Below are 20,749 nucleotides of genomic sequence, written 5' to 3'. Positions count from 1 at the left end.
GCGTGCGGGGGGCCGGTCACCCGGAAGCGACTCGCGTACGGCGGTCAGTCGACTTCCAGCGTGAGGAGGTCCGGCGTGGCCGGACGGGACGCGGAGCTGGGTGCGTCCAGGTAGAAGATCGAGGTGCTCGCGATGTCGTCACTGGTGTGCCGGTAGCGGTGCGGCAGGCCGTTGCCCTGGCCCGGGCCGATGCCGAGGCTCTGCACGGTGACGCGGAGGTCCTCGGAGAACCGGATCGGGTCCAGGACGTGCCAACGGTACATGCCGAACCGCTGCTGGCTGCGGTACAGCCCGTCGGGGCGCAGGATCTGGTTCAGGCCCAGGTAGGGAGTGGTGTAGGCGGTGTAGCCCTGGCCGGGGACGTCGAAGTTCCAGGCGCCGCCGAAGTAGTCCTCGGTGCCGGTGCCGCAGATCGTCGGGAACTCGTCGTCGCCGTCGAGGTAGAACTTCAGCTCGCCCTCGCCCCACCAGCCCGGGCTGTTGACGCCCCAGGCCAGGTAGGTGCCGACGTAGCTGCCGGCGCCGGTGACGCCGTCGAGCAGGGTGTGCACCTCGCCGAAGGGGACCGGGTGGCTGCGGCGCCACTGGGCGTGGAAGTAGGAGGCGTCGTCGCCGACCTCGTCCAGTTCGTAGTCGACCTGGTAGTAGAGCGTGACCTTCTCGGCGGTCAGGTTCTCCAGGGTGATGCGCGCCCCGCGGCGGAACGGCATCGGCCAGTAGGCGTTGAAGCCGCCGTTGGGGTTGGCCGCCACCGGCACGGACGAGACCTGGCTGAAGGTGTTCCAGCCGTTGCAGAAGAAGTCGCCGAGCGGCACCTCGACGGCCGGGTCCTCCTCGCCCTCCCAGTACATCCGCAGCAGGGTGCCCCGCCACGCCGTGTGCGGGTCGGTGGTGCACCACAGGTGGCGGATGGTGCCGGGGCCCTCGATGTCGGCGAGCACCGCCGTCTCACCGGCGGCGATGTCGATGCTGGGCGAGATCTTCCAGCCCGGTCCCAGCCGGCTCGCCGCCACCGCTCCGGTGCCCTCCGTGGCGCGGCCGCCGCCGGATTTGGCGCCGGTGAAGTTCTCGGCGCTGATGGAACGGCTGACCGCACGCGTCCTGCGGGAGATGCCGTCGAGTCCAAAGGTCGTCATCGTGTCTTGCCCTCATGATGGAGTACGGGGCGCGCGCCGCGGGCCGGCACGGGCACCGTGGGGCGCGGGAAGAGCGAGGTGGCACCGACACCTCGGTGAAACACCTCTGAAATCCATTTCACCGAAACGTAGAGGGGGTCCTCGGGGGTGTCAAGAGGTGAGACGTCCAGGGGCACTCAGATGACGGCCAGGTCTCACACAAGGCCTCTCACCAGGAGAAACCGTGGGCCACGCGTGGACGCTTGACCCTGAAATCGATTTCTGCGATGGTCCTGGGCATGCCTCGCAACGCAGTCATCGGCGTGGACATCGGCACGTCGAGCAGCAAGGGCGTCCTCGTCGGCCTCGACGGTTCTCTGATCCGCTCGGCCGTACGGGAGCACAGACCCGCCAGGCCGGGACCCGGCCGCTTCGAAATGGACGCTTCCGTGTGGTGGCGCGAGTTCACCGAACTCGCCCGCGAGCTGACCGGCCCGGGTGACACCACCGTCCTCTCCGTCGGCGTCAGCGGCATGGGACCCTGCGTCCTGCTGACCGACGAGCACGACACCCCGCTGCGCCCCGCCGTCCTCTACGGCGTGGACACCCGCTCGGTCCGCCAGATCGAACGCATCGAGGCGCGGCTCGGCGCCGACGAGATCATCCGGCGCTGCGGCTCGGCCCTGACCACCCAGGCCGCGGGCCCGAAGATCGCCTGGATCGCCGAGGAGGAGCCCGAGCCCTACGCCCGGGCCCGTCGCCTCTACATGCCCAGTTCCTGGCTGGTCCGGCAGCTCACCGGCGCCTACGTCCTCGACCACCACTCGGCCAGCCAGTGCACCCCGCTGTACGACACGAACGCCTGTCAGTGGTACGCCCCATGGGCGGCCGAGGTGGCCCCCGGCATCGAGCTGCCGCCGCTGCGCTGGTCTGGCGAGGCGGCCGGCACCGTCACCGCCGAGGTCGCCCGGGAGACAGGCCTGCCCGCGGGCATCCCCGTCACCACCGGCACCATCGACGCCTGGGCCGAGGCACTGAGCGTGGGCGCGCAGAACACCGGCGACCTGATGCTGATGTACGGCACCACCATGTTCCTCGTCCACACCGTGCCGAAGCCGCTCACGAGCCCGTCCCTGTGGGGCACGGTCGGCGCGCTGCCCGGGACCCGGAACCTGGCGGGCGGCATGGCCACCTCCGGTGCGGTCACCAACTGGCTGCGCGACCTGTTCGACGGCACCGACCACACCGAGCTCACCCGCCTGGCCGCCGAGTCCGGCCCGGGCGCCAACGGCCTGCTGATGCTGCCGTACTTCTCCGGCGAGCGCACCCCGCTCATGGACCCGGACGCCCGCGGAGTGATCGCCGGGCTGACCCTCTCCCACACCCGCGGCGACCTCTACCGGGCCGCCCTGGAGGCCACCGGATTCGCTGTCCGCCACAACATCGAGGTCATCGAGGAGGCCGGCGGCGACATCCGCCGCGTGGTCGCCGTCGGCGGCGGCACCCAGGGCTCCCAGTGGACGCAGATCGTCTCCGACATCACCGGCCGCCCGCAGGAGCTGCGCACCACCACCATCGGCGCCAGCTACGGCGGCGCGCTGCTGGCCGCCCAGCTCGTCGGGGACGCGTCCGTCGACGACTGGAACCCGGTGCGCGAGACGGTGACGCCGAGCGCCGAAAACACCGCGCGCTACGACGCGTCGTACGCCCTCTACCGGCGGCTGTACCCGGACAGCGCGGACGTCGTCCATGCCCTGGCGGCACTGCAGGAGCGCTGACGGGCACCTCGTGCGTGCCCGCAGACGGCCACCTCCGCCTGCCCGCAGACGGCCCCGCGCCACCTGCTCGGCGAGGGCCGGTCGCCGCCACCCCCTGACGGCCGGCACCGGCCTGCCGCCATGGGCCCGTCACACCGGATTCACCCATTGCTCGACACAGCGGCCCCGCTCCGGGGCCGAACGCACAACCTACGGAGACCGCATGACCACGTACTCCCTGCCCGAGCTCAACCGGCCGCCGGCCGCCGAGCCGCACACCGTCCACACCGTGGCCAGCGGCGACCTGCGACCTGCCGCCAACGTCACCTGCTGGCCCACCCAGCAGAAGCTGGAGGGCGACCTCGCCGCGGCCGTGACGGACCTCGGCTGGAAGCTGCGCCGCGGCCACGCGGTCGACGAGGCCAAGGACCACGGCTTCATCGACAGCCAGCGCGCCGGCATCGAGGTCTTCAAGACCCTGCCCAAGGACGCCCCGCTGATCGTCGTCGAGGCCGTCTGGCAGTACAGCCACCACGTCCTCGCCGGTCTGCGCAGCCACGAGGGCCCGATCCTGGTCGTGGCCAACTGGAGCGGTGAGTTCCCGGGCCTGGTCGGCCTGCTCAACCTCGCCGGCAGCCTCACCAAGGCGGGACGCGACTACTCCGTCCTGTGGAGCACCGACTTCACCGACGAGTGGGCGCGCGAGGGCCTGCGCACCTGGCTGGAGACGGGCACCCTCACCCACGACACCAGCCACGTCCGGCCCCTGCCGCCCCTGCCGCAGGACCCGGAGACCGAACTGGGCGTGGCCCTCGCCCGCCAGCTGCGTGAGGAGAAGGCGATCATCGGCGTCTTCGACGAGGGCTGCATGGGCATGTACAACGCCATCATCGACGACGAGTTCCTCAACCCGCTCGGCATCTACAAGGAGCGCCTGTCGCAGAGCGCCTTGGTCGCCGAGATGAAGAAGGTCTCCGACGAGGAGGCACAGGCGGTCCGCGCCTGGCTCGACCACGCGGGCATGACCTTCCGCACCGGCACCGACGAGGCCACCGAGCTCACCGACGCGCAGTTGCTCAGCCAGTTCAAGATGTACATCGCCGCGCTGCGCATCGCCGACGACTTCGGGCTCGACGCGGTCGGCATCCAGTACCAGCAGGGCCTGAAGGACACCGTCCCGGCCAGCGACCTCGCCGAGGGACTGCTCAACAACGTCCAGCGCCCGCCGGTGCTCAGCCGCGACGGCGCCCGTGAGCTCTACGCTGGCACGCCGCTGCCCCACTTCAACGAGGTGGACGAGGGCGTCGCCGTCGACTCCCTCGTCACCAACCGCATCTGGACGGCGATGGGTCTCGACCCGGCCACCACGCTGCACGACATTCGCTGGGGCGAGGAGCACGACGGCCGGTTCGTCTGGGTCTTCGAGATCTCCGGCTCGGTGCCCGCCTCCCACAACGGCGGCTACGACAAGTCGTACAGCATGCGCCAGCCCCCGATGTTCTTCCCGCTCGGCGGCGGCACCCTCAGCGGTGTCTCCAAGCCGGGCGAGATCGTCTGGTCGCGCGTGTTCCTGATGGACGGCCGGCTGCACGTCGACCTCGGCCGCGCCACGTCGATCGAGCTGCCCGAAGAGGAGACCCGGCGCCGGCTGAAGGCCACCAACCACCAGTGGCCGATCATGCACGCGGTCCTGCACGGCATCACCCGCGACCAGTTCATGGCCCGCCACCGCGCCAACCACCTCAACGTCGCGTACGCCCCCGACGCGGCGACCGCGGACAAGGCGCTGCGCGCCAAGGCGGCCTTCTTCGCCGAACTGGGCGTCGAGGTGCACCTGTGCGGGGACGTGTCGCTCTAAGAGTAATCACGTAGTGCTGTGATGTCCGTCCGGTGTCTGTGCGGAGCGGACGCGCCTGGGTGGCGTGTTGTCCGTGTAGCCGGCTGTTCCGACGTGGGCCTTGTGCCGCTCGTTCGCGGGTCGGGTCTCATTCGGGGTTTGTCCGGTACCGGTCGGTGTGTTGTGTCGAGCAGAGGCCCGTGATCGGGGTGTCCCGATGTGGGGGCTGCCGCGTGGGTGCGGCCCCGTGCGGGGCGGGCACCGCGCTGCGGTTGACTCGACAGGGCTTCTTGCAGCGCTGGTTCAAAGAGGACCTGTGTATGGCGCGCCTGGACGATGTCCAGGCGCGCAGTGCTGGGGTCGTCCGGATCGTTGAGCCGGACGTGGGCGTTGAGGGCGGCGGAGACCTTGTCGCGGTCGCCGATGAATCCGCATGAGGTGCAGGCGTGGATCCGGTCGGCGAGGGTTTTGGCGACCTTCGTGCCGCAGAAGCAAGTCTGGGACAGCTTGGTGGTGAAGGTGGAGGCGCGAAGCATCCGCCCGCCGGTCTTCTCGCATTCCCGGCCGATGGCGGTAATGAGTCTGCCGGGTGTGGTGGCCTGGAGGGTTTTGCCCCACAGCCGGTACCAGGTGCGGATGTCGCAGTCTTCAACGGTTAGGTTCGCGCCGTGCCTGGCGACGATGCGCTCGGCTGTCCGCCGGGCGCGGTCGTCTCTCGCCGCGGCCGCAGTCGCAAATGCTTCTGTGAGCCGGACCCGGTTGAGCCGGTAGCCCGCCGACAGCGTGTCGTGCCGGTATGCCTGCTTCGGCACACCTGCCGTGTTCGCCGCCCGGGCACCACCCGGCACAGGGATTGTCCGCGCGGGCGGACTCGCTGCACGCCAGGACGCGCTGCAGCTGCACCCGCAATTCCGTGTACGGCACACCTGAGCCGCGTCGCTGCGCTGCCACGGAAGAACCAACGAAGTGCGCCAGGTGCGCGATATGCGCCGGATGGGTGGGAGCCGCGAACCCACCCAAGGGACCGGACTCGCGTGGGGTACCAGAGGCAGGAACAACCGACCCCTTTACGGACAAAGCTTGAGCCTGCTTTCAGGTCAACGAGTTCAGGGCAGGCGATAAGTAGGATCAGAACTCTGGTTGGACACCGGAAAACAGCGGTCACCCGCTCCGAGACCATGGCGCGATGGACATGCATCACGACTCGACACACTCCTCAGATGCGACGGACGTCGTTTCCACGCCTTCCACGTTCGGCGCGCCGTGCTGGGTGAGTCTGACCAGCCGCGATCTCAACGCCACGCAGGACTTCTACGGTGCCGTGCTGGGATGGCGATACCGCAATGCGAGACTGGGCGACCGTTTCCGGACCGCGCTGGCGGACGGGGTACCCGTCGCTGGGATTGCGGGGGTGGCCACGACGTGGCAGACGGCCGTGTCCTGGACGCCGTACTTCGCCGTGGCGAACGCGGACGAAGCGGTGGCCCGCGTCCGGGAGCGCGGCGCCACCGTCGCGGTCGGGCCGATCTCCTTCCTTCCTGGAAGAGCGGCGCTGCTCGCCGACCGGGACGGCGCCACCTTCGGGATCTGGCAGGGGAAACTCGTCACCGAGTGGGAGGCATGGCGGCAGGCCGCACGGACGTTCATCACCCTTTACACCCGTGACGCCTTCGACGCCGCCATCTTCTACGCCGAGATCCTCGACTGGGCCTCGGACCTCCCCGGCTGCTGCGAGGTCGAGTACGCCGGGGACGTAGTCCTGCTGCGCAGCCGGGGCGATGTCGTCGCCCGCATCGAGTCGGGCTCGGTGGAGACGCCACCCGACCCTTCGGTCCGGCCGCACTGGCAGGTCCACTTCGCCGTGGCCGACGTGGAACCGTGCGCCCGGGCCGCGGAGCAACACGGCGGCAGCGTCCTGGCGGAGGGCGAGCACGTAGCTGTGCTGCGCGACCCCGACGGCGCCCAGTTCACGGTGACCTCGCGTCGGTGGCGCTGACGTCCCACTGGGACGCCCTTGGTACATGCGGCCGTCTACCGCCTCAGGGCTGCTGCGTGCGAGGCCCGAGCGGAACCCCGACTGCGTAGGGGCTCCACGATCGCCGCCGCAGCCGGACTCGCATGCCCAGACGGCAGAGGTGAAAGCACCGGACACCAGGGACGACGGGAAGCGGGAGGTGGCCGTGGGCCGACGCTGGCGAGCGCCTGGCCCAGGAAACCCCCATCGCGCTCGGTCCGACGGACAGCCAGGAAAACACATGGCGGGGGGGCAGCCAGGGGTGCCGTGAACGGGAAGACACCGACGACCCGGCACGATGATGAAACTCTCGTTCCTGGACCCTCTCTTCGCCGAACCCAGCCCTTGGGCCAGCGTTCAGCTGGACGCATCACAGGACGTCGACAATCCCGGGACAGCGATCGAGGTGCGGTGGCGGCACCTGAGGGACGTCCTGTACGTCCCAGGGAACCGACGCCGCCACAGTCGCCGCCCTGGACTCTGCGGTGGACAGCAACCACAAGGTTCCCGGCGGCCGGCACGGCCAAGCCCTGTTCGCCACGCACGGGCACCTCGCCCTGGCGGCGACGCTGCCCGAACCGCCCGTGCGGGACACGACCCGGTTCGGCGTGCTCCCGGACGGCATGCCGCTGGCCGTGCAGCGCGCGCCGGACATCCCGTACCTGGCGGTTCTCCTGTTCCGCGACGACCGGTCGTCCCAAGAGGAAGAGGATTGGTCCGAGGCACATGGGCATGTGATCGCCGAGACGGGTCGGTGGCCGCTCGGCCGCGCTTGTCCGGGGCCGCGGCACAGTCACCTGGGCCAGGACATTCCGGATGGACGAAGGAGCCCCGGAGGAATAGGTGGAGGTCAGCCGCCGAGGTCGCCGGGGTCCGCCGGCGTGACCGGGATGCCCGTGCCAGCGTTTTCCGGGTTCTGTCGCTCCTCGTGGGCGAGGGCCGCGATGGCGCCGCCCGCGAGTACGGTGCGCCGGCGGCCATCGGGGAGGTGATGCCGGACCCGATAGGTCTCGTCCTTCGTTGGGTTGTGCAGCCGCATCATGGGCTCGGCCCCGGCTGCCAGGGCGGTGCGGAGGTTCTCCAGGCGTAGCCGGTCTCCGGTGTCGATGCGGTCGTAGTCGCCGGGGTCGTCGAACTCCAGCGGTAGGACACCGAAGTTGGTCAGGTTCTGCCAGTGGATGCGGGCGTAGGACTTGGCGATGACCGCACGCAGGCCGAGGTGGCGTGGGGTGATGGCGGCGTGCTCTCGGGAGGAGCCCTGGCCGTAATTCTCCCCACCGACGACGAAGTGCCTGCCGGGCCTGCCGCCGGTGGCCAGATCAGCGGCGTGCCGCGGGTAGTCCGGGTCGATACGGGTGAAGGTGAATTCGGCGAGCCTGGGGATGTTGGAGCGGTACGGCAGTGCCTTCGCCCCAGCCGGGGAGATCTCATCGGTGGAGACGTTGTCGCCGCACTTGAGCAGGACCGGGCCGTCCAGCACGTCGGGCAGCGGGTCGAAGTCGGGCAGGCCGGAGATGTTGGGGCCGCGTTCCAGCTCGACCCTGGCCGCCTCCTCGGGCGGTAGCGCGGGCTCCAGCATGGCGCGGTTGACCGAGGCGCGCTCGGGCAGCCGCAGGTCCGGGTACGACACTCCCTCTCTGGCCGCCCAGTCGCGGGGGTCGGTGATTTCGCCCGTGAGAGCAGAGACGGCGGCCGTCTCCGGGGAGCACAGCCACACCGCGTCCTCTTCGGTGCCGGAGCGGCCGGGGAAGTTGCGCGGGAAGGTGCGCAGGCTGTTGCGTCCCGGTGCGGGGGCCTGGCCCATGCCGATGCAGCCGAGGCAGCCGGCCTGGTGGATGCGGGCGCCGGCGGCGATCAGGTCGAAGGTGGAGCCCGTCTTGGTGAGGTCGGCGAGGATCTCGCGGGAGGTGGGGTTGACGTCGAAGCTGACGGCCGGATCGGTCTGGCGGCCGGCAACGATGGCGGCGGCGACGGCGAAGTCGCGCAGTCCCGGGTTGGCCGAGGAGCCGATGACGGCCTGCCCGATGGGTTCGCCCGCGACCTCGCGCACGGGGACGACGTTGCCGGGTGAGGTGGGCCGGGCGATGAGGGGTTCGAGCGCGGAGAGGTCGATCTCGTCGGTCAGGTCGTAGACGGCGTCCGGCTCGGCGGCCAGCTCACGGAAGTCGGGCTCCCGGTCCTCGGCGCGCAGGAAGTCGCGCACCGCCGCGTCGGCCGGGAAGACGGAGGTGGTCGCGCCCAGCTCGGCGCCCATGTTGGCGATGACGTGCCGGTCCATGGCGGACAGGTGCTCCAGGCCCGGGCCGTGGTACTCCAGGATCCGGTTGACCGCGCCCTTGACGCCGTGGCGCCGCAGCAGCTCCAGGACCACGTCCTTGGCGCTCACCCACTCCGGCAGCCGGCCGGTCAGGCGGATCCCCCAGATCTCCGGCATGGTCACGTACAGGGGCCGTCCGGCCATGGCGAGCGCGACCTCGAGGCCGCCGGTGCCGAGGGCGAGCATGCCGAGCGAGCCGGCGGCGCAGGTGTGCGAGTCGGACCCGGCGAGCGTCTTGCCGGGCACGCCGAAGTACTGCATGTGGGTGGGGTGGGAGACGCCGTTGCCGGGCTTGGAGTACCAGATTCCGAAGCGACGGCAGGCGGAGCGCAGGAAGGCGTGGTCCTCGGCGTTGCGCTCGTCCGCCTGGAGCAGATTGTGGTCGACATACTGGACGCTGACCTCGGTGTGGACCCGGTCCAGACCGAGGGCCTCCAGCTCCTGCATCACGAGGGTGCCGGTGGCGTCCTGGGTAAGGGTCTGGTCGATCCGCAACCCGATCTCACAGCCCGGTTCCATCCGGCCATCGACGAGATGGTCGTCGATCAGCCGGTGTGCCAGCGTGCGGTGGGAGAGCGTCACAACGCCCAGGCTGCTCGCCTTGCGCACAGGGGGCAAGCCGACGCGTGACGGGCGACTGCAGCGCCTTCGCTTCCCGAGCAGTATGAGGCACCGGAAATCCCAGGGTGGACACGCTGTTCTCCAGAGCAACCGCGCTCAGTGTGCCCGTGACGAGGCTGGTCGCGGAACCGAACAGGTCATGACGGGCTGCGGGCCGGCGAAGCGTCTGCAGTGCGCAGCAGCGCTTGCGCCGGACGTCGGCTATGGGCAGTACCGGCGATCCAGCTCAGCTTCGGCGCTCCCCCGGCCCCTTCTCCGCCGTGATGGCGGCCAGCAGCAGCTCGAACTCGCGCTCGACGTAGTCTTCCACGCTGAAACGGCCCGCGAGGTTCCAGTGCTTGAGCGCCCAGCCGTGCGCGATGAGCGCGATGTTGTGTGTGACCAGATCGGGGTCGACATCACGGAAGACGCCTTGGGCGATCCCGTCGACGACGGCTTGCTTGATCGGCGCCGCCGTCCGGATCTCGAGCTCCATGAGCTGCCTGCGTCCCTCGACGTCGAGGGTCTGACTCTCCCGGTACGCGAGCACGGTGGCGTCGAGCTTGGCGTCGATGACGCGGCAGAACTCCTGGAATCCGCGGAAGAGCCGGTCGACCGGGTCGGTGCCCGCCCCCTCGATCGCGGCGGGCACCCGCTCCTGGAAGTCCTCGAGGATGTCCACGATCACGGCGCGGAGCAGGTCTTCCTTGTTGCCGAAGTACGTGTAGATAAGGCCGACGCTGATCTCCGCCTGCTCGGCGACGGCCTGCATCGACACCGCGTGGTAGCCGGATTCCTCCATGAGCCGGGCCGCCGCCTGAAGGATCTCCCGGCGGCGTCGGCGCACGCGTTCCTCGCGTGCCTTCTCCCCGCGTGCTCGCGGGCTCGTCTCAGTGGTCAATGGAGCACCGTCCCTCCGTGCGGTGAATGATCGTTCATTTTTCGCGGGGCTGTCAACGCGACCCCCCTTGACATCGAACAGTGAACCACCATTCAATGAATGAGTATTCACTGAATGGTGGTTCACCGCACGTCGAGGGGACTGGCATGACGGATTTCGAGGACATCAGCTACGTGGTGGACGGCCCCGCCGGGATCATCACGATCGAGCGCCCCCAGCGCTACAACGCCTTCCGGGCCAGGACGGTCGAGGAGATGATCAGGGCCTTCCGGCTCGCCTGGGCGGACAAGGACGTCAGGTGCGTGATCCTGACCGGCGCCGGCGACAAGGCGTTCTGCACCGGCGGCGACGTCAAGCAGCGCGCCGAGACCGGTGACTACGGCCCCAGCGAGAGCGGCATGTTCGAGATCGGCAACCTGCACAAGCTGATCCGTGACATCCCCAAGCCGGTCATCGCCGCGGTGAACGGCGTCGCCGTCGGCGGCGGCCATGTCCTGCAGGTTCTCTGCGACGTCTCCATCGCCAGCGAGACCGCCCGGTTCGGGCAGGCCGGCCCCAAGGTCGGCTCCTTCGACGCGGGCTTCGGCTCCGCCTACCTCTCGCGCATCGTGGGCGAGAAGAAGGCGCGGGAGATCTGGTTCTGGTGCCGCATGTACGACGCGAAGGCCGCCCTGGAGATGGGCCTGGTGAACGCGGTCGTACCGGCCGACCGGCTCATGGACGAGGCCCGGGCCTGGGCGGCGGAGCTCACCCCGAAGAGCCCCACCGCGATCCGCTTCCTCAAGCAGTCCTTCAACGCCGACACCGACCATCAGGCCGGTCTCAGCAATCTCGCGATGTCGGCGCTCGATCTGTTCACCGCTTCGCCCGAGGGTCTCGAGGGCGCCGCTGCCTTCGCCGAGAAGCGGACCCCCGACTTCAACCGCCACGTCGACTGGCACTGAGTCGCCGCACCACTTTCGAAGGGAACAGACAGTGGACTTCCGGTTCGACGAGTACGAGGAGTCGTACCGCCAGGAGCTGCGCCGCTTCGCCACCAGGGTGCTCGCCCCGCACTACCAGGCCGACGACAAGGCCGCGCGGCTGCGCCCGGCCCTGGTCAAGGAGATGGCCGGCATGGGCCTCACCGGGCTGCGGATCCCGGAGCACCACGGAGGCGAGGCGGCCACCGCGGTGGTCGCCGGACTCGCGGCCGAGGAGGTGGGCCGCGCCGATTTCAACGCCACCTACCTCATCATCAACACCGCCCTCATCAGCGACGTCCTCGTGCGGAACGCCACCGAGGCGCAACAGGCACAATGGCTGCCCCCGATCGCCGCGGGCGAGGCCGTCCCGTCGTTGTGCGTCACCGAGCCGGGGCACGGCACCGACGCGGCGAAGCTGGAGCTGCGAGCCGAGCCCGACGGGGACGGGTGGCGGCTGACCGGCGAGAAGACCTCGATCACGCTGGGGATGAACGCCCACACCGGTCTCGTACTGGCCCGCACCGGTGGTGAGGGTGCACGCGGGGTCAGCGCGTTCTACGTCGATCTCGACGAGCGGTATGTGACCCGCTCCGCGTTCGACGATCTGGGCAGCCGCTCCATCGGCCGCGCCTCACTGCACTTCGACGGCCTGCCCGTCTCCCGGGACCAGCTGATCGGCGACGAGGGTGGCGGCTTCGTCTCCGTCATGCAGGGCTTCGACTACTCCCGGGCCATCATCGGGCTCGCCTGCCTCGGCGCCGCCCAGGCCTCGCTCGACGAGGCACTCCAGTGGGCACGGGACCGGGAGGCGTTCGGCCAGCCGATCGGCAAGTTCCAGGGAGTGTCCTTCCCGCTGGCCGAACACGCCACCTACATCCGCGGTGCGCGGCACGTCTGCTACGAGGCCCTCTGGCGCAAGGACCACGGCCTGGAACACAGCACCGAGGCGGCGATGGCCAAGTTCTGGGCGCCGAAGCTGTCGACCGAGGTGATCCACCAGTGCCTGCTCACGTTCGGACACCTGGGCTACTCGGCCGAGAGCCCGCTCGGGCAGCGGCTCCGTGACGTCATCGGGCTCGAGATCGGGGACGGGACCGCTCAGGTCTCCAAGCTCGTCATCGCCCGGAACCTGCTCGGCCGTACCTATGCGCCGTAACCCGGCCCGGCAACCACCAGAAGGGGAAAGATCCGTGGGACAGCTCGACAGCAAGGTCGCGATCGTGACGGGTGCCGGTCAGGGCATCGGCAAGGCGATCGCGGAACGGCTCGCCGCCGGGGGCGCGACGGTGGTGGTCACCGACATCAACGAGGCGACCGCCAAGGAGACCGCCGAGGGCATCGGGAACGGTGCGATCGGCATCCGCACCGACGTCACCTCGCGTGAGTCGGTGCAGGCCATGGTCGAGGAAGTGGTCCGGGAGTTCGGCCGCGTCGACGTGCTCGTCAACAACGCCGGCTGGGACAAGGCCTCCCCGTTCCTCGACTCCGACCCGGCCGACTGGGACCGGGTGATGCAGATCAACCTCTACGGCGTTCTCAACACCTGCAAGGCGGTACTGCCGCTGATGGCCGAGGCGAAGTCCGGTGCGGTCGTCAACCTCGGCTCGGACGCGGGCCGGGTCGGCTCCTCGGGAGAGGCGGTGTACTCCGCGGCCAAGGGCGGCGTGATCGCGTTCACCAAGGCGATCGCGCGGGAGATGGCACGCCACCAGATCAACGTCAACTGCGTGTGCCCCGGCCCCACCGACACCGCGCTCTTCGCCTCCCTCGGCGGTGACGACCCCAAGCTCCGGGAGGCCCTGACCCGGGCCATCCCCTTCCGGCGGCTCGGCCGGCCCGAGGACCTGGCCAATGCCGTCGCCTTCCTCGCCTCCGACGAGGCCGGCTACATCACCGGACAGACCGTCAGCGTCAGCGGCGGCCTCACCATGAGCTGACGCGGAGGTTCGATGTCCTTCGAGACGATCCTGACGCAGGACCAGATCGACGCCTACACCCGGCAGGGGTTCTGGCGCGATCGCACCATCACCGACTTCCTCGACGACGCCGCCGCCCGGACCCCCGGCAAGACCGCGTTCATCGACTCGCGCCGGCAGATCACCTACGCGGAGCTGAAAGACGAGGTCGACCGGTGTGCCATGGGGTTCCTGCAACTCGGCGTCGAGCCGGGAGACGTGGTCTCCTTCCAGCTTCCGAACCGGATCGAGTGGGTGGTCACCCACTTCGCGGCGAGCCGGATCGGGGCGATCAGCAACCCGCTGATCCCGATCTACCGGGAGCGGGAGATCGGCTTCATGGTGAGCCTGGCCCGCTCCAAGGTCGTCATCGTCCCCGAGGAGTTCCGGGGCTTCGACTACCCGGCCATGATCGAGCGGCTGCGCCCGCAGTGGCCGGACCTGAAGCACGTGATCGTCGTGGGCGACCAGCCGCGCTGCGGCGCACTTCCCTGGTCGGACTTCATGGCCACCGCGCGGGAGGAGCGGCCCGACCGTTCACGGCTCGCCGCCCTGCGGCCGGACCCGAACGAGGTGACGCTCCTGATCTTCACCTCCGGGACCACCGGCGAGCCGAAGGGCGTGATGCACACCCACAACACCCTGGTCGCCGCGAACGATCCGCTGCCCGCCCGGCTCGGGATCACGGACGCGAGCGTGATCCACATGGGGTCCACCCTCGCCCACCTGACCGGCTTCCTGTACGGCGCCCGGCTGCCGGTGCAGACCGGGGCCACCGGCGTCTTCCAGGAAACCTGGGAGGCAGGCGCGTTCGTCGAGCTGGTGGAGAAGCACCGGATCACCTACACCTCCGGGGCGACACCGTTCCTGCACGACCTGCTGAACGCCCCGAACCTGGCCGGCCACGACCTGTCGTCGCTGGAGCGCTTCTGCTGCATGGGGGCACCCATCCCCCGGGTCCTCGTCAGGGACGCCCGGCGGAAACTGCCGCACATGGTGGTGCTCGGCGGGTGGGGCCAGAGCGAGAACGCGCTGGTCACCCTCGGCATCCCCGGTGACCCGGAGGAGAAGATCGCCGACACCGACGGCCACCCCTGGCCGGGCATGCGCATACGGGTGGTCGACTCCGAGGGCGACGAACTCGCCCCGAACCACGGCGGGCGTCTGCAGGTGACCGGGCCGTTCCTCTTCGTCGGCTATGCCGAGAGGCTGGAGCTGACCCGGGAGAGCTACAGCGGGGAATGGTTCGACACCGGCGACCTGGCCCGCATCGACAAGGACGGCTACCTCAAGATCTCCGGGCGGGTCAAGGACGTCATCATCCGCGGCGGCGAGAACATCCCCGTCGCCTACGTGGAGAACGTCCTCTACGAGAACGACAAACTCGACTCCGTCGCCGTCGTCGGCGTGCCCGACCCACGTCTGCAGGAACGAGCCTGCGCCTGCGTCGTCCTCAAGCCCGAGGCCGGCGACTTCACCTTCGACGACATGCAGCAGTACCTCAAGGAGAAGGGCGTGGCCCGGCAGTACTGGCCCGAGAAGCTCGTGGTGCTTCCGAACTTCCCGAGGACACCGAGCGGCAAGATCCAGAAGTTCCAGCTCCGGGACCGCTTCCAGGGGGAGCCATGACCACGGCCTACCTGGTGGCGGGGACACGCACCCCGATCGGCCGGTACGCAGGCGCCCTCGCCGGCGTCCGCACCGACGACCTTGCCGCCCACGTGATCCAGGCCCTCGCCAAGCAACTCGGCTCCGTGCCATGGGATGCCGTCGACGAGGTTGTCCTCGGATGCGCCAACCAGGCGGGCGAGGACAACCGCAATGTGGCACGCATGGCAGGGCTGCTCGCGGGACTTCCCGTGGAGGTGCCCGGGATCACCGTGAACCGGCTGTGCGCCTCCGGCCTGGACGCCGTGGCCGTCGCCGCGCGGTCCGTGCGGGCCGGCGAGGCCGACCTGGTCGTCGCCGGCGGGGTGGAGAGCATGACGCGGGCCCCCTTCGTCCTGCCCAAGGCGCCCACCGCCTGGTCCCGCGCCGACGAGATCCACGACACCACCATCGGCTGGCGCTTCGTCAACCCCCGCATGCAGGCCGCGTACGGCACGGACTCGATGCCGGAAACCGCCCAGACCGTCGCCGGCACCTACGGCGTCTCCCGCGCGGACCAGGACGCGTTCGCGCTGCGGTCGCAGGAGCGGGCGGACGCGGCCATCGCCCGGGGACGGCTGGCGCGCGAGATCACGCCCGTGCCGGTGCCCTCCAGGCGTGGCGAGACGCCACCGGTCGAGACGGACGAACACCCGCGCCGGACCTCACTCGAAGCGCTCGCCCGCCTGAAGCCGATCGTGCCGGGCGGCAGCGTCACCGCGGGCAACTCCTCGGGCGTCAACGACGGTGCAGCAGCCGTCCTGGTCGCCTCGGAGCGGGCCGTGGAACGGTACGGACTCAGGCCGCTGGCCCGGATCTCGGGGGCGGCTTCGGTGGGGGTGCAGCCGCGGGTGATGGGCATCGGCCCCGACCCGGCCACGCGCAAGCTGCTCGACAGATCCGGCCTCGGGATCGGGGACGTGGACCTGTTCGAGCTCAACGAGGCCTTCGCCTCCCAGGCGTTGGCGGTACTGCGCGGCCTGGGGCTGCCTGACGACGCGGAGCACGTGAACCCCAACGGCGGTGCGATCGCCCTGGGGCACCCGCTCGGCGCCAGCGGGGCCCGACTGGCCCTCACCGCGGCCATCGAACTTGCGGACCGGCAGGCCCGTCGCGCCGTAGTGACGATGTGCGTCGGCGTGGGGCAGGGCGCCTCCCTGCTCCTCGAGGCCGCGTGAGATGTGGAGAGGCAGATGACAACAGCAGCACGGACACCTCAGCGAGTTCACGAAACGATCCTGGTCGACATCTCCGACCGGGTCGCCGTGATCACCGTCAACCGGCCAGAGGTGCGCAACGCCGTCAACCAGCAGGTACAGGCTGACCTGCGCCAAGCGCTCGTGGACCTCCGCGACGACGACGCCGTCGGAGCCGTCGTCTTCACCGGCGCCGGCGACCACTCCTTCATCGCCGGGGCCGACATCACCCAGCTCAAGGACTACACCCCGCACACCGCACTCGAGTCGGACATGCAGAAGCTGTACGACGAGATCGAGGCGTTCGAGAAGCCGACGATCGCCGCCGTGAACGGCTACGCGCTCGGCGGGGGCTGCGAGCTGGCGATGGCCTGCGACATCCGCATCGCCGCCGAAACCGCAAGGTTCGGGCTCCCGGAGACGAACCTGTCCGTGCTCCCCGGTGCCGGCGGGACTCAGCGGCTCGCCCGTCTGGTGGGCACCGGCAGGGCGATCGAGATGATCCTCACCGGCCGTATGGTCGACGCCGCCGAGGCGTCCGCGATCGGACTGGTGACTTCCGTGGTCCGGGCCGAGGAGCTCATGGACGAGGTTCGTCGGGTGGCGGACCAGGTGCTGCGCAAGGGGCCGCTCGCGGTGCGCCTGGCCAAGCTGGTCATCCGCTCCGGCATGGACGCCGACCAGCACACCGGGTTGGTCATCGAGCGCCTGGCGCAGGCGCTGCTCTACACCAGCGACGACAAGCGCGAGGGGACGGAAGCCTTCCTGGCCAAGCGTCCTCCCGTCTTCCGGGGGAGGTAGCCGATGAGAATGGTCGACCGGATCCTCGTCATCGGCGCGGGGACCATGGGTGCCCAGATCGGCATGGTCTGTGCACTGGCCGGTTTCCGGACCGCGGTGTACGACCCCGCCGCGACGGCCCTGAACCGGGCCCGTCAGGAACTGGAGGAGCGGACTGCCCGTGCCGTGGAGAAGGGCCGGCTGAGCGAGTCCGAGCGGGACGCCGCCTTCGCCCGACTGAGCTTCGGCACCGATCTGGCCGGCCCGGCCGTGGAGGCGGACTTCGTCATCGAGGCCGCGGTGGAGAAGCTGGACGTCAAACGGAAGCTGTTCGCCGAACTGGACCTCCTCACCCGGCCACACGCGATCCTCGCCACCAACTCCTCCGGTTTCGTGCCGTCGCAGATCGCCGACTCCACCGGCAGGCCGGACCGGGTCTGCAACCTGCACTTCTTCAACCCGGCCATGGTGATGCGGTGTGTCGAGGTCGTGCGTGGTCCGCAGACCTCCGACGAGACGGTTCAGGCGACCGTCGCGCTCGCCGAGCAGCTCGGCAAGCTCCCGGTCGTGCTGGACAGGGAGATCCCCGGGTTCGTCGCCAACCGGATCCTCAATGCAGTCCGCGACGAGGCGATCCACCTCCTGGAGAGCGGCGTCGCCTCGGTCGAGGCCATCGACACCGTGTGCCGCACCGCACTCGGCTACCCCATGGGGCCGTTCGAGCTGATGGACCTCACCGGCATCGACATCGGCTACCACACCAAGAAGGCGCGCTACGACGAGAGCGGCGACCCGCAGGACCTGCCCAGCCGCAGTGTCACCGAACTGGTCGAGCGCGGGGAGCTCGGCAGGAAGACCGGCAAGGGCTGGTACGCGTACGACCAGCACGGCAACAAGATCGAAGGAACGCCATGGACCTCGCGCTGAACGACGACCAGAAGAACTTCCAAGCGCTCGCCCGCGAGTTCCTCGACAAGGAGGTCGTACCCCACCGGGCTGTGTGGGACCGGGAGGAGAGCGTCGACGTCGGCATCATTCCCAAGCTGGGTGAGATCGGCTTCTTCGGGCTGACCATTCCGGAGGAGTACGGCGGCCTCGGCGGTGACTACGTCACCTACTGCCTTGGCATGGAGGAGCTCGGCCGGGCCGACTCCTCGGTGCGCGGCATCGTCTCGGTGTCCATGGGCCTGGTCGGCAAGGTGATCCTTTCGCACGGCACCGAGGAGCAGAAGCAGTCATGGCTGCCCGGGATCGCCACCGGTGGGATCCTCGCCTGCTTCGGGCTCACCGAGCCGGACACCGGCTCGGACGCCGGCAATCTCGCCACGCGGGCGGTCCGCGACGGCGGCGACTACGTCCTGAACGGTCAGAAGATCTTCATCACCAACGGGACGTGGGCCGATCTGTGCCTGGTCTTCGCCCGCACGGGGGGACCCGGTCCCAAGGGTGTCTCGGCGTTCCTGGTGCCCACCAGCACAACTGGGTTCGAGCGGCGCGAGATCAAGGGCAAGCTGGGGCTGCGTGGCCAGGCCACTGCCGAGATCTTCCTGACGGATGTCCGGGTCCCGGCCTCGGCGCGGCTCGGCGAGGAGGGCGAGGGCTTCAAGATTGCCATGCACTCCCTGGACAAGGGACGTGTGTCCGTCGGCGCCGGCTGCGTGGGCATCATCCAGGGGTGCCTGGAAGCGGTCGTGCAGTACTCCCAGGAACGCCGGCAGTTCGGTCGGCCTCTGGCGTCGTTCCAGTTGATCCAGGACATGATCGCCGACATCTCGGTGGAGGCGGACTGCGCGCGGCTGCTCGTGTGGCGGGCCGCCGATCTGATCGAGCGGGGCGAGCCGTTCGGGGTGGCGGCGTCCAAGGCGAAGTACTACGCGAGCGAGGCGGCTGTGCGCGCGGCGAACGCCGCCATCCAGGCCTTCGGCGGTTACGGGTACGTCGATGAGTACCCGGTGCAGAAGTACATGCGCGACGCCCGCGTGATGACCCTCTACGAAGGCACCAGCCAGATCCAGAAGCTCCTCATAGGCCGAGCCGAGACCGGCATCAGCGCCTTCATCTGACCGGCGTCAGCGCCTTCATCTGAAAGGAACTCCCCCGTGGCCACCGTGACTCCGCAGAGCCCCCTGGGCCTGTTCAGCATCGACGATCTGCTCGAGGACGAGGACCGCGCGATACGCGACACCGTCCGCAGGTACGTCGAGGACCGGATCAAGCCGCACATCGCCGACTGGTTCGAAGCCGGCGCGATCCCCGCCCGTGAGCTGGCCAAGGAGCTCGGCTCCCTGGGCGTGCTGGGCATGCACCTGAAGGGCTACGGCTGCGCCGGCACCACGGCCACCGCCTATGGGCTGGCCTGCATGGAGCTGGAGGCCGGTGACTCCGGTCTGCGGTCGCTGGTCTCCGTGCAGGGGTCGCTGGCGATGTACGCGATCTGGAAGCACGGCAGCGAGGAGCAGAAGTCCCAGTGGCTGCCGCGCATGGCCGCCGGTGAGGCGATCGGCTGCTTCGGCCTGACCGAACCCGACTTCGGTTCCAATCCCGCGGGGATGCGGACCCGCGCCCGCAGGGACGGCACCGACTGGGTGCTCAACGGCAGCAAGATGTGGATCACCAACGGCTCCGTCGCCGAGGTCGCCGTCGTGTGGGCGCAGACCGACGACGGAATCCGCGGGTTCGTCGTTCCCACCGACACGCCTGGTTTCTCCGCACCGGAGATCAAGAAGAAGCTGTCGCTGCGGGCCTCGGTCACCAGCGAACTCGTCCTGGAGGACGTGCGGCTGCCGGCCGATGCGGTCCTGCCGGGCGTGCGGGGACTGTCCGGGCCGCTGAGCTGCCTCAACGAGGCGCGTTACGGCATCGTGTTCGGGGCTCTCGGTGCCGCGCGGGACTGCCTGGAGACCGCGATCGCCTACGCCCGTGACCGGGACATCTTCGACAAGCCGCTGGCCGCCTACCAGCTCACCCAGGCCAAGCTCGCCGACATGACCCTGGAGCTGGGCAAGGGCATGCTGCTGGCGGTGCAGCTCGGACGGCTCAAGGACACCGGCCTGGTCCGTCCCGAGCAGATCAGCCTCGGCAAGCTCAACAACGTGCGTGAGGCGATCGCCATCGCACGCGAGTGCCGCACCATCCTGGCGGCCAACGGCATCACCCTGGAGTACCCGGTGCTCCGGCACGCCAACAACCTCGAATCCGTCCTCACCTACGAGGGCACCTCCGAGGTCCACCAGCTCGTCATCGGCCGTACCCTCACCGGCGAGGCAGCCTTCCGGTGATGCGGCCCGGACACACAACGCCAAGGTGACTCCATGCACAGTGACAGCAGCCTGGCCTACCAGCTCAGATCCGACGGAGACCGCGTATTCGGCGAGTGGACGCACATCCCCATCGCGGACGTAGGGGCCGGCGAGCTGCTGATCCGGACGTCGTACTCGAGCGTGAACTTCAAGGACGCGCTCGCCGCTACAGGAGCCGGAAAGGTCGTGCGCACCTTCCCCCTGATCGGAGGGATCGACGTCGTCGGTGAGGTCGCGGAGTCGACCGATGGTCGTTTTCAGGAGGGCGACCAGTAGGACTCCGTTAGGTCTCTCTTGATCTTGGTGTCGTGTGTGTTCTGCTGGGCAGGGGTTGGTGGCAGGTGGTGCAGATGCCGGTCCAGCACC

17 protein-coding genes are annotated in these 20,749 nt (G+C 69.5%); 13 read left to right on the top strand and 4 right to left on the bottom strand.

Annotation, left to right across the window (positions count from 1 at the left end; translation table 11 throughout):
* Positions 1-44: 44 nt before the first annotated feature.
* The gene (locus AB0I54_RS35295) at positions 45-1,136 is read right to left on the bottom strand and encodes a glycoside hydrolase family 172 protein (protein WP_363300342.1); all 1,092 of its coding nucleotides are present in this window, start codon (positions 1,134-1,136) and stop codon (positions 45-47) included.
* 278 nt (positions 1,137-1,414) lie between these two features.
* On the opposite strand from AB0I54_RS35295, the gene AB0I54_RS35290 reads away from it, so the two are divergent.
* Both AB0I54_RS35290 and AB0I54_RS35285 read left to right on the top strand, forming a co-directional pair.
* Positions 1,415-2,893 carry an FGGY-family carbohydrate kinase gene (locus tag AB0I54_RS35290; protein ID WP_363300341.1) on the top strand — a complete coding sequence of 493 codons (1,479 nt, stop codon included), beginning with the start codon at positions 1,415-1,417 and terminating at the stop codon, positions 2,891-2,893.
* A 202-nt stretch (positions 2,894-3,095) separates the two neighbouring features.
* Entirely contained in the window at positions 3,096-4,730 is a 1,635-nt protein-coding gene (locus AB0I54_RS35285; RefSeq protein ID WP_363300340.1) for a fucose isomerase, read from the top strand.
* On the opposite strand, the gene AB0I54_RS35280 is transcribed toward AB0I54_RS35285, so the two are convergent.
* On the bottom strand, positions 4,727-5,521 hold the full coding sequence (locus AB0I54_RS35280) for a hypothetical protein (protein WP_363300339.1): 795 nt from the start codon (positions 5,519-5,521) through the stop codon (positions 4,727-4,729). The two genes, AB0I54_RS35285 and AB0I54_RS35280, sit on opposite strands and share 4 nt — an antisense overlap.
* Before the next feature lie 380 nt (positions 5,522-5,901).
* Between AB0I54_RS35280 and AB0I54_RS35275 the strand changes: the two genes are divergently transcribed.
* Positions 5,902-6,705 carry a VOC family protein gene (locus tag AB0I54_RS35275; protein ID WP_363300457.1) on the top strand — a complete coding sequence of 268 codons (804 nt, stop codon included), beginning with the start codon at positions 5,902-5,904 and terminating at the stop codon, positions 6,703-6,705.
* A gap of 868 nt (positions 6,706-7,573) precedes the next feature.
* On the opposite strand, the gene AB0I54_RS35270 is transcribed toward AB0I54_RS35275, so the two are convergent.
* Together AB0I54_RS35270 and AB0I54_RS35265 are read right to left on the bottom strand one after the other, a co-directional pair.
* Positions 7,574-9,622 carry an aconitate hydratase gene (locus AB0I54_RS35270; RefSeq protein ID WP_363300338.1) on the bottom strand — a complete coding sequence of 683 codons (2,049 nt, stop codon included), beginning with the start codon at positions 9,620-9,622 and terminating at the stop codon, positions 7,574-7,576.
* Between the two features lie 265 nt (positions 9,623-9,887).
* The gene (locus AB0I54_RS35265; RefSeq protein WP_363300337.1) at positions 9,888-10,541 is read right to left on the bottom strand and encodes a TetR/AcrR family transcriptional regulator; all 654 of its coding nucleotides are present in this window, start codon (positions 10,539-10,541) and stop codon (positions 9,888-9,890) included.
* A gap of 146 nt (positions 10,542-10,687) precedes the next feature.
* Between AB0I54_RS35265 and AB0I54_RS35260 the strand changes: the two genes are divergently transcribed.
* From AB0I54_RS35260 to AB0I54_RS35215, 10 genes are read left to right on the top strand one after another with little or no spacing between them, the layout of a single operon-like run.
* Positions 10,688-11,485: an enoyl-CoA hydratase-related protein gene (locus AB0I54_RS35260; protein ID WP_363300336.1), complete on the top strand. Its 798-nt coding sequence runs from the start codon at positions 10,688-10,690 to the stop codon at positions 11,483-11,485.
* A 31-nt stretch (positions 11,486-11,516) separates the two neighbouring features.
* Positions 11,517-12,662, top strand: a complete 1,146-nt coding sequence (locus AB0I54_RS35255; protein ID WP_363300335.1) for an acyl-CoA dehydrogenase family protein — start codon at positions 11,517-11,519, stop codon at positions 12,660-12,662.
* Positions 12,663-12,696: 34 nt separating this feature from the next.
* A complete protein-coding gene (locus AB0I54_RS35250) occupies positions 12,697-13,443 on the top strand; it encodes a 3-oxoacyl-ACP reductase family protein (RefSeq protein WP_363300334.1) in 747 nt (248 codons plus the stop codon).
* Positions 13,444-13,455: 12 nt separating this feature from the next.
* Positions 13,456-15,090: an AMP-binding protein gene (locus AB0I54_RS35245; RefSeq protein ID WP_363300333.1), complete on the top strand. Its 1,635-nt coding sequence runs from the start codon at positions 13,456-13,458 to the stop codon at positions 15,088-15,090.
* Positions 15,087-16,286, top strand: a complete 1,200-nt coding sequence (gene pcaF, locus AB0I54_RS35240) for a 3-oxoadipyl-CoA thiolase (RefSeq protein WP_363300332.1) — start codon at positions 15,087-15,089, stop codon at positions 16,284-16,286. The genes AB0I54_RS35245 and pcaF overlap by 4 nt, the downstream gene beginning before the upstream one ends.
* A gap of 15 nt (positions 16,287-16,301) precedes the next feature.
* A complete protein-coding gene (locus AB0I54_RS35235; RefSeq protein ID WP_363300331.1) occupies positions 16,302-17,105 on the top strand; it encodes an enoyl-CoA hydratase-related protein in 804 nt (267 codons plus the stop codon).
* A gap of 3 nt (positions 17,106-17,108) precedes the next feature.
* The gene (locus AB0I54_RS35230; RefSeq protein ID WP_363300330.1) at positions 17,109-18,011 is read left to right on the top strand and encodes a 3-hydroxyacyl-CoA dehydrogenase family protein; all 903 of its coding nucleotides are present in this window, start codon (positions 17,109-17,111) and stop codon (positions 18,009-18,011) included.
* A complete protein-coding gene (locus AB0I54_RS35225) occupies positions 17,996-19,147 on the top strand; it encodes an acyl-CoA dehydrogenase family protein (RefSeq protein WP_363300329.1) in 1,152 nt (383 codons plus the stop codon). Before AB0I54_RS35230 ends, AB0I54_RS35225 begins: the two co-directional genes overlap by 16 nt.
* A gap of 36 nt (positions 19,148-19,183) precedes the next feature.
* Entirely contained in the window at positions 19,184-20,362 is a 1,179-nt protein-coding gene (locus tag AB0I54_RS35220; RefSeq protein WP_363300328.1) for an acyl-CoA dehydrogenase family protein, read from the top strand.
* A 33-nt stretch (positions 20,363-20,395) separates the two neighbouring features.
* On the top strand, positions 20,396-20,659 hold the full coding sequence (locus tag AB0I54_RS35215) for an alcohol dehydrogenase catalytic domain-containing protein (RefSeq protein WP_363300327.1): 264 nt from the start codon (positions 20,396-20,398) through the stop codon (positions 20,657-20,659).
* Positions 20,660-20,749 lie beyond the last annotated feature (90 nt).

Source organism: Streptomyces sp. NPDC050625, assembly GCF_040654755.1.
Taxonomy (GTDB): domain Bacteria; phylum Actinomycetota; class Actinomycetes; order Streptomycetales; family Streptomycetaceae; genus Streptomyces.
The sequence above is the reverse complement of the archived record's forward strand: the minus strand, read 5'-3'. Positions and strand labels throughout refer to the sequence as shown.

Coding starts and splice junctions, on each gene's coding strand:
- AB0I54_RS35295 (WP_363300342.1), bottom strand. CDS start 1,136: ATGACGACCTTTGGACTCGACGGCATCTCCCGCAGGACGCGTGCGGTC.
- AB0I54_RS35290 (WP_363300341.1), top strand. CDS start 1,415: ATGCCTCGCAACGCAGTCATCGGCGTGGACATCGGCACGTCGAGCAGC.
- AB0I54_RS35285 (WP_363300340.1), top strand. CDS start 3,096: ATGACCACGTACTCCCTGCCCGAGCTCAACCGGCCGCCGGCCGCCGAG.
- AB0I54_RS35275 (WP_363300457.1), top strand. CDS start 5,902: ATGCATCACGACTCGACACACTCCTCAGATGCGACGGACGTCGTTTCC.
- AB0I54_RS35260 (WP_363300336.1), top strand. CDS start 10,688: ATGACGGATTTCGAGGACATCAGCTACGTGGTGGACGGCCCCGCCGGG.
- AB0I54_RS35245 (WP_363300333.1), top strand. CDS start 13,456: ATGTCCTTCGAGACGATCCTGACGCAGGACCAGATCGACGCCTACACC.
- pcaF (WP_363300332.1), top strand. CDS start 15,087: ATGACCACGGCCTACCTGGTGGCGGGGACACGCACCCCGATCGGCCGG.
- AB0I54_RS35235 (WP_363300331.1), top strand. CDS start 16,302: ATGACAACAGCAGCACGGACACCTCAGCGAGTTCACGAAACGATCCTG.
- AB0I54_RS35230 (WP_363300330.1), top strand. CDS start 17,109: ATGAGAATGGTCGACCGGATCCTCGTCATCGGCGCGGGGACCATGGGT.
- AB0I54_RS35225 (WP_363300329.1), top strand. CDS start 17,996: ATGGACCTCGCGCTGAACGACGACCAGAAGAACTTCCAAGCGCTCGCC.
- AB0I54_RS35215 (WP_363300327.1), top strand. CDS start 20,396: ATGCACAGTGACAGCAGCCTGGCCTACCAGCTCAGATCCGACGGAGAC.